Origin of the sequence: Brevundimonas sp. (genome assembly GCF_036676055.1) — a bacterium.
Classification (GTDB): Bacteria; Pseudomonadota; Alphaproteobacteria; order Caulobacterales; family Caulobacteraceae; genus Brevundimonas.
The window spans coordinates 1-8,164 of the sequence record NZ_JAKFDS010000052.1; the positions used below are offsets into that span (position 1 = coordinate 1).

Sequence of the window (8,164 nt, forward strand, 5' to 3'; positions counted from 1 at the left end):
GACGCGATAGGCGACGCGCTTGACCGGCGAATACAGGGCGTCGACGGCGATCAGGCCGATCGGGGCGTCTTCCGGACGGTTCAGCTCGGAGGCGACATAGCCCTTGCCGTTCTGGACGGTCAGCTCCATGCGCACCGAGGCGCCGTCATCGAGCGTGCAGATGACGTGGTCGGGATTCAGCACCTCGATGTCCGAAGGGACCTCGATCTGTCCGGCGGTCACCGCACCGGGGCCGGTGGCGCGCAGGGTCATGCGCTTCGGGCCCTCGGCGTGCATGCGCAGCGCCAGTTGCTTGATGTTCAGCACGATGTCGACGACGTCTTCACGCACGCCTTCCAGCGACGAGAATTCGTGGACGACGCCGTCGATCTGGATGGCCGTCACCGCCGCGCCTTGCAGCGACGACAGAAGAACGCGGCGCAGGGCGTTGCCGAGCGTCACGCCGAAACCGCGTTCCAGGGGCTCGGCGACCAGGCGCGCCTTGCGCAGCGGGTCGGAGCCGGCCTCGATCTGCGGCTTCTCGGGACGGATCAGCTCTTGCCAGTTACGTTCGATCATGGATGTCCCTCGAAAACGGAGTTCGCCGGTCCCTCGCTCCTCGTCAGGGGCGGCAGGACCGGCGGAGAATTAGTCGGTCGATGTCTGCTTAGACGCGGCGGCGCTTGGGCGGACGGCAACCGTTGTGCGGCATCGGCGTGACGTCGCGGATGGTGGTGATGGTCATGCCGGCGGCCTGCAGCGCGCGCAGGGCCGACTCACGGCCGGAGCCGGGACCGGAAACGTTGACTTCCAGCGTCTTCACGCCGTGCTCGCTGGCCTTCTTGGCCGCGTCTTCGGCGGCCATCTGGGCGGCGTACGGGGTCGATTTGCGCGAACCCTTGAAGCCCATGTGCCCGGCCGAGGACCAGGAGATGGCGTTCCCCTGCGCGTCGGTGATGGTCACCATGGTGTTGTTGAAGGACGCGTTCACGTGGGCGACGCCCGAGGTGATGTTCTTGCGCTCGCGCTTCTTTACGCGACCCGGTTCCTTGGCCATGGGTGTCTCTTACTTCTTCTTGCCGGCGATCGGCTTGGCGGGACCCTTGCGGGTGCGGGCGTTGGTGTGCGTGCGCTGGCCGCGGACCGGCAGGCCCTTGCGGTGACGCAGGCCGCGGTAGCAGGCCAGGTCCATCAGACGCTTGATGTTCATCGACGTCTCGCGGCGCAGGTCGCCCTCGACGGTGTGGTCGCGATCGATCGTCTCGCGGATCTGCAGCACTTCAGCGTCGGTCAGCTGGTTCACCCGGCGCGAGGGCTCGATCCCGACCTTGGCCGTGATGTCCTTCGCCGCGTGCGCGCCGATGCCATGGATGTACTGAAGCGCGATTTCGACGCGCTTGTTGGTCGGGATGTTGACGCCAGCGATACGGGCCACGAAGCTCTCCAGATACGCGTGTGCGGACGCAACAAACGCTCCGGTCAACAGACCAGGAGCGTCGACGCCCTTCGCGGAAGCGCGCCTTATACAGGGGATTCACGCCGCGTCAACGCCTCGCGGCGCTCCGCGGACGGTTCGCTCAGGGAGCGTTCCGCCCGAAACGGAGAGTGATCACCGCGCGCAGGTCGTAGTCGGGCCGGCCGTCGATGGTGGCGGGACGGAACCGGTATTCCGCAACGGCCGCCGCGACGCCGGCGGCGCCGAAGCCCTGGCCGGCCGGAGTCTCGCTCACCACCCGGCACTGGTCCAGCATGGTGTCCTCGCGGATCCGGCAACTGACCACAGCGGTTCCGGAGACGCCACGGCGCAGCGCCTCGGGCGGGTGATACCGACGCAGGCCGCCCGGCGGCGGCTGGCGCAGGTTGCGCGGGCCTGTGCGCACGCCGCGCCCCGGACCGTCGCCGGCCCCGATCCCGGAGCCGCTGCCTGTCCCTTCCCCGCCCTGCCCCATGCCGGGCGTCGGCGAGGCGGTGGGAGCCATGCCCACCACCAATTCAGGCTCGGGCGCCTGTTCGCGCGGGGCCGGGACCTCGGGCGGCACGGGCTCGCGCGGGGGCGGAGGGACATGGATGCGCGACGGGGCGGCCGGCGCGCCGCCGCCGGGGTCTTCGGAGGGCTCTTCGGGCGGCGGAGGGGGCGGCGGAGGCGGAACGGGCCGGAACAGCTCCACCTCGATCACCGGCGGCAAGGCCATCGGGGGCGTCGCCGCGGTGCGCGCCACCAGGGCGAACAAGCCGGCATGGGCGATCAGGACGACGGCGAAGGCCCCCGCCTTGCGAAGCCGGTCAGGTGTGAGGATCGGTCCTGTTTCCACGCGTCGCATATGCCACATGGGGCATGAACGCGCCGGGGCCGAAAGCGCTCAGCTTATATTCAGGCGCCGAGCGCGGCGTCGATCGCAGCCGAGACGGTCTCGATCGCCCCCATGCCGTCGATCTCGGTCAGCAGGCCCTTGTCCGCGTAATAGGGCAGCAGGGGCGCGGTGTTGCGATTGTAGGCCGCCAGCCTGACCTTGAAGCTTTCCGGATTGTCGTCCGGACGGCCCTGTTCGGCATAACGGCGGGCGACGCGCTCAAGCAGGGCGGCGTCGTCGACCTTAAGGCGCACGACGTGGTCGATCCGGGCGCCCCTGCGGGTGAGCATGGCGTCCAGAGCCTCGGCCTGGGCCACCGTCCGCGGGAAGCCGTCGAAGATGGCGCCGCCGGCCTCCTCGGCCTCGGGCAGGCGCTCTTCTATCAGGGCGATGACGATGTCATCGGACACCAGGTCGCCGCGCGACATGATGGCCTGACATTCGCGACCGAGATCCGAGCCCGAAGCGATGGCGGCGCGCAGCATGTCGCCGGTCGACAGCTGGACCATGCCGCGGGTCTCGACCAGCCGCTTGGCCTGCGTGCCCTTGCCGGCCGCCGGAGGTCCGAACAGGATCAGGTTCATCGCCGCCCCTCCCCGGCCCGGCTTCAGCGTCTGGCGGGCGCGGTCACGCCCTTGCCGCGACCCTGGCCCCGGCCACGCAGCTTGGCCTTCTTGATCAGGCCTTCGTACTGGTGCGCGAGCAGCTGGGACTGGATCTGGGCGACCGTATCCATGGTCACCGAGACGACGATCAGGATCGAGGTGCCGCCGAAGATCAGACCGCCGCCCAGCTGGGCGCCGACGAACTCGGGCACGAGGCAGACCGCGGTGATGTAGATGGCGCCGATCGTGGTCAGGCGGGTCAGCACATAGTCCAGATACTCGGCCGTCCGCTTGCCCGGACGGATGCCCGGCAGGAAGCCGCCGTATTTGCGCAGGTTCTCGGCCGTATCCTCGGGGTTGAAGGTGATCGAGGTGTAGAAGAAGCAGAAGAAGATGATCAGCGCGCCGTAGAAGACCATGAAGATGGGCTGGCCGTGCTGCATCTGGGCCGTGAACGCCGGCAGCCAGTCCATCCAGGACGGCAGGTCCGCCGTGGCCGTCATCTGGGCGACCGTGGTCGGCAGCATCAGCAGCGACGAGGCGAAGATCGGCGGGATAACGCCCGCGGTGTTGACCTTCAGCGGCAGGAACGAGCGCTCGCCGCCGGCCATGCGGTTGCCTTCCTGGCGCTTCGGATACTGGATCAGCAGCCGGCGCTGGGCGCGCTCCATGAAGACGATGAAGACCACGACGCCGATGGCGAGGGCGGTGATCAGCAGCAGGGTGAAGGGCGACATCACGCCCTGCTGGGCCATGCCGAACATCCGCGCGATCGTACCCGGCAGGACGGCCACGATGCCGGCCATGATGATCAGCGAAATGCCGTTGCCGATGCCGCGGGCGGTGACCTGCTCGCCCAGCCACATCAGGAACATGGTGCCGCCGGTCAGGACCGTCACGGTCGAGACGATGAAGAAGATGCCCGGGTTGTCGACGAAGCCCTGCTGGGCGTTCAGACCGATGGCGATGCCGGTCGACTGGAACAGCGCCAGCACCACGGTCAGATAGCGCGTGTACTGGTTCAGCTGCTTGCGGCCGCTCTCGCCGCCTTCCTTGCGCAGCTTTTCCCAGGGCGGATACACGGCGCCCATCAGCTGGACGATGATCGAGGCCGAGATGTACGGCATCACGTTCAGGGCGAAGACCGCGAAGCGCTCGACCGCGCCGCCCGAGAACATGTTGACCATGTCCAGAATGCCGCGCTGGCTGTCAGGGTTCTGGAAGAACGCCAGGAAGGCCTCGGAGTTGATCCCGGGCACCGGCACATAGGTGCCGACGCGGTAGACCAGCAGGGCCATCAGCGTGAACAGCAGACGCTTGTGAAGCTCGGTCGCCTTGGCGAACGAGCCCATGTTCATGTTTGCTGCGAGTTGTTCGGCGGCCGAAGCCATGTGTCGTCACCCCGACTGGTCAGAACGCGGCGCATCGGACAGGAATCCGGCGCCTGCGTCCAGATAGGCGAAGGGCGCCCTCTTAGCGAGAGCGCCCCTCAAGCTTTATTTGGCGGCCGTGCGCTTGGCGCGGGCCGAGACCTTGTTGGCGTCGCCCAGCGGCGCCTTGGGAGCCGGAGCCTTGCCCTTGGCGGCGTTGCGCTTTTCGACGCGCGCGGCGGCCTTGGCTTCAGCGGCGATACGCTGCTGCTCGACCGAGCCGCCGGCGGCCTCGATGGCCTTCAGCGCGCCGGCCGTCGCAGACCAGACCACCAGGTTCAGCTTGGCCTTGATCTCGCCGGTGCCCAGCAGACGGACGCCGTCCTTGACGCGACGGATCACGCCGGCGGCCACCAGGGCCTCGCCGTTGATCTCGGCCTTGGCGTCCAGCTTCTTGGCGTCGATCGCCTCCTGCAGGCGCCACAGGTTCACTTCGGCCAGCTTCAGCGCGTTCGGATTGTTGAAGCCGCGCTTGGGCATCCGCATGTACAGCGGCATCTGGCCGCCTTCGAAGCCGCCGATGGCGACGCCCGAACGCGACTTCTGACCCTTGACGCCGCGGCCGGCGGTCTTGCCCTTGCCCGAGCCCGGGCCCCGGCCAACGCGCATGCGCTTCTTGTGGGCGCCTTCGTTGTCGCGGATTTCATTCAGTTTCATGTGCCTGATCCTTTCGGGTGCTAGCGCCCGCTGCAGGAGCGGACTCGGCGTTGATGTCGTTGTTGCGCGCCGGACGGGTCCGAAACGCAAGGAAGGGCGGCCTATAGCCGCCCCTGCCCTGCCGCCGCAAGCGGCGACTTGCCCCGCCCCCGAAAGGGCGGGCGCAGTTCCTACTTCTCGACCACTTCGATCATGTGGGCGACCTTGGCGATCATGCCGCGGACGGAGGGGGTGTCCTCCAGGGTCGATTCACGACCCATGCGGTTGAGGCCCAGGCCGGCCAGGGTCGCGCGCTGGTCCGACTTGCGACGGATCGGGCTGCCGGTCTGGCGGATGGTGACGGTGGCTTTGGATTCAGTCTTGGCCATCTATCAGCCCTCCACAGCTTCGGGCGCCGAGGCGCCGTCGTTGCGGCGGCCCATCAGGTCGGCGACCTTCTTGCCGCGCTTCGAGGCCACCTGACGGGGCGACGACTGGACCTTCAGAGCTTCGAAGGTGGCGCGGATCATGTTGTAGGGGTTCGACGAACCGGTCGACTTGCCGACAACGTCCTGGACGCCGAGGGTTTCGAGCACGGCGCGCATCGGACCGCCCGCGATGACGCCCGTTCCCGGAGGAGCGGCGCGCATCATGATCTTGCCGGCGCCCCAACGGCCGTTGCCGTCGTGGTGCAGGGTGCGGTTCTCGCGCAGCGGAACCTTGATCATGGTCTTCTTGGCTTCTTCGGTCGCCTTGCGGATGGCTTCCGGCACTTCGCGCGCCTTGCCGTGACCGAAGCCGACGCGGCCCTTGCCGTCGCCGACGACCATCAGAGCCGCGAACGAGAACCGGCGGCCGCCTTTGACCGTGGCCGCGACGCGGTTGATGTGCACCAGCTTTTCGACGATGTCCGAATCCGGACCGTCGACGGCGGGAGCGTTGCGATTGTCACGCCGGTTGCGATCGTTGCCGCCGCCGCCGCGTTGGGGTTGTTGCGCCATCTGTCGCGTCCCTTAGAAGTTCAGGCCGGCTTCACGCGCGGCTTCCGCCAGCGCCTTCACCCGTCCGTGATAGATGTAGCCGCCGCGGTCGAAGACGACGTCCTTGACGCCCTTCTCGATGGCGCGTTCGGCGATCAGCTTGCCGATCGCGGCCGCGGCTGCGGTGTCCGAACCCTTCGGCTTCTTGCCTTTTTCGCCTTCCAGCGAAGAGGCGGCGGCCACCGTGACGCCCTGGGCGTCGTCGATGATCTGGGCCGAGATGTTCTTGTCCGAGCGGTGGACCGACAGCCGCAGGCGGCCGTTGGCCACAGCCTTCAGGCGGCGGCGAGTGCGCTCGGCGCGGCGCTTGGCGTTCTGTTTGAGCGTGGTGGCCATGACTTACTTCTTCTTGCCTTCCTTGCGCCGGACCTTTTCGCCCGTGTAGCGCACGCCCTTGCCCTTGTAGGGCTCCGGCGGACGCAGCTTGCGGATGACGGCGGCGATCTGGCCGACGGCCTGCTTGTCGGCCCCCGAGATCTTGATTTCCGTCTGCTTCGGCACCGCGAAGGTGACGCCGGCGGGCGGCTGGATGTCGACGTCGTGCGAGAAGCCGAGCTGCAGCGACAGGGCGTTGCCCTTCATCGCGGCGCGATAGCCGACGCCGACCAGGTCCAGGCTCTTTTCAAAGCCCGTGGTGACGCCGACGACCATGTTGTCGACCAGGGTGCGCGACAGGCCCCACATGGCGCGGCCACGCTGGGTGTCGGTGCGCAGGCCGAGGTTGATGCCCTCGTCGTTCTGCGAGACCTCGATCTCTTCGGCGACGGTCCAGGAGCGTTCGCCCTTGGGACCCTTCACCGACACGGTCTGGCCGTCGAGCGTGACGGTGACGCCCTTCGGAACAGCGATGGTGCGTTTGCCGATACGGGACATATCAGTAGACCCTGCAGAGGACTTCGCCGCCCACCTTGGCCTCGCGGGCCGCGGTGTCCGACATGACGCCCTTGGACGTGGAGAGGATCGAGATGCCGAGGCCGTTCTTGATCGGCTTCAGGTCGCTGATCGCCGAATAGACGCGACGGCCCGGCTTGGACACGCGGGCGATCTCGGCGATGACCGGCTGGCCGTCGAAGTATTTCAGCTCGATCTCGAACTGCGGGAACTCGCCGGGGTTCTGAACCAGCGAATAGCCGCGGATGTAGCCCTCGTCCTGCAGCACGTCGAGGACGCGCTGACGCAGACGGGACGCCGGGGTGAGCACCTTGGAACGCTTCCGCATGGCGGCGTTCCGGATGCGAGCGATCATGTCGCTCAGGGGATCGTTGATCATCATATCTGTCGCTCCCCTTACCAGCTGGACTTGGTCAGGCCCGGGATCTGACCCAGGTTGCCGAGTTCACGCAGGGCGATACGGCTCATCTTGAGCTTGCGGTAATAGGCGCGCGGACGGCCCGTCACCTCGCAGCGGTTGCGAATCCGGTTGGCGGCCGAGTTACGCGGCAGCTCCGCCAGCTTCAGACGCGCTTCGAAGCGCTCCTCAAGCGGCAGGGATTCGTTGTTGGCGGTCGCCTTGAGGGCGGCCCGCTTGTCGGCGTATTTCGCGACGAGGGCTTTCACCATCTCGTTGCGGTTCACGGCGCTCTTCTTAGCCATTGTGCTCTATCCCTTCCCGCTCAGTTCACGAACGGGAACTTGAACTCGGTGAGGAGAGCCTTGGCCTCCTCATCGGTCTTGGCCGTGGTGCAGACGATGATGTCCATGCCCCACATCTGATCGATCTGGTCGTAGTTGATCTCGGGGAACACGATGTGCTCCTTCAGACCGGTGGCGTAGTTGCCGCGACCGTCGAAGCTGGTGCCCTTGAGGCCCCGGAAGTCCTTCACCCGCGGCAGCGCGATGGTGATGAACCGGTCCAGGAACTCGTACATCTGGTCGCCGCGCAGCGTGACCTTGCCGCCGACAACCATGCCCTCGCGCAGCTTGAAGCCGGCGATGGAGTTGCGGGCCTTGGTCGGCACGGCCTTCTGGCCGGCGATGGCGGTCAGATCCTTGAGGGCCGCGGTGGCCTTCTTGGAGTCGGCCACGGCTTCACCGATGCCCATGTTGAGGACGATCTTGTCCAGCTTGGGCATCTGCATCGGGTTGGTGTAGCCGAACTTCTCGGTCAGCACGCCCTTGATGCG

General features: G+C 67.2%; 14 protein-coding genes. All 14 read right to left on the minus strand.

The features are described 5' to 3' along the window. A partial coding sequence (locus V6M45_RS08575; protein WP_332655505.1) for a DNA-directed RNA polymerase subunit alpha occupies positions 1–558 on the minus strand: 558 nt, incomplete at its 3' end. 88 nt (positions 559–646) lie between these two features. Further along, positions 647–1,036, minus strand: coding sequence for a 30S ribosomal protein S11 (rpsK, locus tag V6M45_RS08580; protein ID WP_300292379.1), 390 nt, complete (start codon positions 1,034–1,036; stop codon positions 647–649). A gap of 9 nt (positions 1,037–1,045) precedes the next feature. Continuing rightward, positions 1,046–1,414: a 30S ribosomal protein S13 gene (rpsM, locus tag V6M45_RS08585; RefSeq protein WP_183251202.1), complete on the minus strand. Its 369-nt coding sequence runs from the start codon at positions 1,412–1,414 to the stop codon at positions 1,046–1,048. Positions 1,415–1,556: 142 nt separating this feature from the next. Continuing rightward, complete coding sequence (locus tag V6M45_RS08590; RefSeq protein ID WP_332655512.1) at positions 1,557–2,291, minus strand: energy transducer TonB; 735 nt, start codon at positions 2,289–2,291, stop codon at positions 1,557–1,559. A 59-nt stretch (positions 2,292–2,350) separates the two neighbouring features. Further along, positions 2,351–2,914, minus strand: a complete 564-nt coding sequence (locus V6M45_RS08595; protein WP_332655513.1) for an adenylate kinase — start codon at positions 2,912–2,914, stop codon at positions 2,351–2,353. A 23-nt stretch (positions 2,915–2,937) separates the two neighbouring features. Beyond that, the gene (secY, locus tag V6M45_RS08600) at positions 2,938–4,326 is read right to left on the minus strand and encodes a preprotein translocase subunit SecY (RefSeq protein ID WP_332655514.1); all 1,389 of its coding nucleotides are present in this window, start codon (positions 4,324–4,326) and stop codon (positions 2,938–2,940) included. 105 nt (positions 4,327–4,431) lie between these two features. Then, positions 4,432–5,022: a 50S ribosomal protein L15 gene (gene rplO, locus V6M45_RS08605; protein ID WP_332655516.1), complete on the minus strand. Its 591-nt coding sequence runs from the start codon at positions 5,020–5,022 to the stop codon at positions 4,432–4,434. Positions 5,023–5,192: 170 nt separating this feature from the next. Then, positions 5,193–5,390 (minus strand): 50S ribosomal protein L30, encoded by a 198-nt coding sequence (gene rpmD / locus V6M45_RS08610; RefSeq protein WP_168049138.1) that lies wholly within the window; start codon positions 5,388–5,390, stop codon positions 5,193–5,195. A gap of 3 nt (positions 5,391–5,393) precedes the next feature. Continuing rightward, positions 5,394–6,002 carry a 30S ribosomal protein S5 gene (rpsE, locus tag V6M45_RS08615; RefSeq protein ID WP_324811714.1) on the minus strand — a complete coding sequence of 203 codons (609 nt, stop codon included), beginning with the start codon at positions 6,000–6,002 and terminating at the stop codon, positions 5,394–5,396. 12 nt (positions 6,003–6,014) lie between these two features. Then, a complete protein-coding gene (gene rplR / locus V6M45_RS08620) occupies positions 6,015–6,377 on the minus strand; it encodes a 50S ribosomal protein L18 (protein ID WP_332655520.1) in 363 nt (120 codons plus the stop codon). Positions 6,378–6,380: 3 nt separating this feature from the next. Then, positions 6,381–6,914 (minus strand): 50S ribosomal protein L6, encoded by a 534-nt coding sequence (gene rplF, locus V6M45_RS08625; protein ID WP_332655522.1) that lies wholly within the window; start codon positions 6,912–6,914, stop codon positions 6,381–6,383. Between the two features lies 1 nt (position 6,915). Continuing rightward, a complete protein-coding gene (gene rpsH / locus V6M45_RS08630; protein WP_168049145.1) occupies positions 6,916–7,314 on the minus strand; it encodes a 30S ribosomal protein S8 in 399 nt (132 codons plus the stop codon). A gap of 14 nt (positions 7,315–7,328) precedes the next feature. Continuing rightward, positions 7,329–7,634: a 30S ribosomal protein S14 gene (gene rpsN, locus V6M45_RS08635; RefSeq protein WP_168049147.1), complete on the minus strand. Its 306-nt coding sequence runs from the start codon at positions 7,632–7,634 to the stop codon at positions 7,329–7,331. 20 nt (positions 7,635–7,654) lie between these two features. Further along, positions 7,655–8,161, minus strand: a complete 507-nt coding sequence (gene rplE / locus V6M45_RS08640; protein WP_442880568.1) for a 50S ribosomal protein L5 — start codon at positions 8,159–8,161, stop codon at positions 7,655–7,657. Positions 8,162–8,164: the final 3 nt, after the last annotated feature.

Bases quoted from the DNA above. Each gene is read 5' to 3' on its own strand.
- rpsE (WP_324811714.1), bottom strand. From the start codon at position 6,002: ATGGCGCAACAACCCCAACGCGGCGGCGGCGGCAACGATCGCAACCGG.
- secY (WP_332655514.1), bottom strand. From the start codon at position 4,326: ATGGCTTCGGCCGCCGAACAACTCGCAGCAAACATGAACATGGGCTCG.
- rplO (WP_332655516.1), bottom strand. From the start codon at position 5,022: ATGAAACTGAATGAAATCCGCGACAACGAAGGCGCCCACAAGAAGCGC.
- rpmD (WP_168049138.1), bottom strand. From the start codon at position 5,390: ATGGCCAAGACTGAATCCAAAGCCACCGTCACCATCCGCCAGACCGGC.
- rplR (WP_332655520.1), bottom strand. From the start codon at position 6,377: ATGGCCACCACGCTCAAACAGAACGCCAAGCGCCGCGCCGAGCGCACT.
- rplF (WP_332655522.1), bottom strand. From the start codon at position 6,914: ATGTCCCGTATCGGCAAACGCACCATCGCTGTTCCGAAGGGCGTCACC.
- rpsH (WP_168049145.1), bottom strand. From the start codon at position 7,314: ATGATGATCAACGATCCCCTGAGCGACATGATCGCTCGCATCCGGAAC.
- rpsN (WP_168049147.1), bottom strand. From the start codon at position 7,634: ATGGCTAAGAAGAGCGCCGTGAACCGCAACGAGATGGTGAAAGCCCTC.
- rpsK (WP_300292379.1), bottom strand. From the start codon at position 1,036: ATGGCCAAGGAACCGGGTCGCGTAAAGAAGCGCGAGCGCAAGAACATC.
- V6M45_RS08595 (WP_332655513.1), bottom strand. From the start codon at position 2,914: ATGAACCTGATCCTGTTCGGACCTCCGGCGGCCGGCAAGGGCACGCAG.